We start from the raw sequence: 1,330 nt of genomic DNA on the forward strand, positions 1-1,330 counted from the left end.
CAGGTGGCGTAGCAGTTCGCTGTCACGGAACCGACCGTGCCGGTTCTTGGAAAAGGTCGAGTGATCCGGCACCTGGTCGCTGAGGTCCAGCCGGCAAAACCACCGATAAGCCAGGTTCAGATGCACCTCTTCACACAGCCGCCGCTTCGACCGTAGTGATCTGGCGGAGGGCCGTCTGTGACGCCTTCCTGGCCCTCGAAGCTGCGGGCCTCGTCAAACGCACGCAGCGGGCATATGAGCAGGCCAAAGCGCAGCTCGCATCAGTGACGGCCAGGCTCGTTGGCGAATCCGGCCGCGCGATCATTCGCGAGGAAATGCAGAGCGGCGGAGACGGGCTCCCCTGGGCGGATCGCATGGCCTATGCGGAACGGATGGCCGATCTGGTGTCTAACGACATCATCGCAGCCAAGGGCACGGCCTTTCTGGATCTGCTGCTGGTGGTCGGCATCGTCTTTTCCGTCGTCCTGTCCGACAGGATCGGCCGGATGGGCCTGCAGATCTTCGGCTTCCTGGGCTGCGCGGTGGGCCTGCTGATCGCTGTTGTATCACAGCTCTGTCCCGATGGCTCGCAGATGGAGCTGGTCTTGATCTTTGCCGGGTTCATGACCTTCAATTTCATGACCAACCTTGGCCCCAAAGCTCAGACCTACCTGATCGCGGGCGAGGTCTTTCCAACCCGGGTGCGGGGGCTGGGGGCCGGATTCGCCGCGTCCTTTGCGAAGATCGGGGCGGTGACGACGACCTTCCTGTTCCCGTTCCTGCTTGCGGATATCGGGACTCAGATCCTGCTCTGCGTCCTGGTCGGTACGTCGATTCTGGGTGCGGTGATCACCTGGCGCTTTCAGATCGAAACCAAGGGCCGGAGCCTGGAGGCGGTGGAGTTCTGATCGCCCGAAACGGGACCCGAGTTTGAGAAATGACAATCGGTGCGCGACGACTCTGCTGCCCATCACATCTTTTTCGCGGTCCACGGGGGTGACCCTACGAAATGTAACATTATTTGGACCGGCCCCCCTTGCGCTCGGTCCCGACTCCCTTTAGTTCACCCTCATTGGCGCGGGATGGAGCAGCCCGGTAGCTCGTCAGGCTCATAACCTGAAGGTCGTAGGTTCAAATCCTACTCCCGCAACCATCGTTACTTGCGATAACCCCGCCCCTCTGGCGGGGTTTTTCCTTTGCACCGAAAGTGTAAGGATTCTAGCGAGATTGAACCGCCCCGGCTTGCCCGGAGAGCAAAATTCTCAAAGGATAGCTCTCCATGGACAGGAAGAAGAATACGACGAGCCCGTACCCGGCGGAGTTCCGCGAGCGGGCGGTTCAGATGGTGATG

The 1,330-nt window shown here is 60.7% G+C and carries 1 protein-coding gene, 1 tRNA gene and 1 pseudogene; 2 read left to right on the plus strand and 1 reads right to left on the minus strand.

Annotation, left to right across the window (positions count from 1 at the left end):
- Window positions 1–156: pseudogene (locus FQK05_RS25745) on the minus strand (transposase); the annotation flags it as partial.
- A 197-nt stretch (window positions 157–353) separates the two neighbouring features.
- Here FQK05_RS25745 and FQK05_RS25750 point away from each other — a divergent pair.
- Window positions 354–887, plus strand: coding sequence for an MFS transporter (locus tag FQK05_RS25750; protein WP_233270693.1), 534 nt, complete (start codon window positions 354–356; stop codon window positions 885–887).
- A 168-nt stretch (window positions 888–1,055) separates the two neighbouring features.
- Window positions 1,056–1,132 (plus strand) — tRNA-Met (locus FQK05_RS25755).
- Window positions 1,133–1,330 lie beyond the last annotated feature (198 nt).

Origin of the sequence: Chachezhania sediminis (assembly GCF_009765275.1) — a bacterium.
In the GTDB taxonomy this organism is placed as follows: Bacteria; Pseudomonadota; Alphaproteobacteria; order Rhodobacterales; family Rhodobacteraceae; genus Chachezhania; species Chachezhania sediminis.

Coding starts and splice junctions, on each gene's coding strand:
- FQK05_RS25750 (WP_233270693.1), top strand. CDS start 354: ATGGCCTATGCGGAACGGATGGCCGATCTGGTGTCTAACGACATCATC.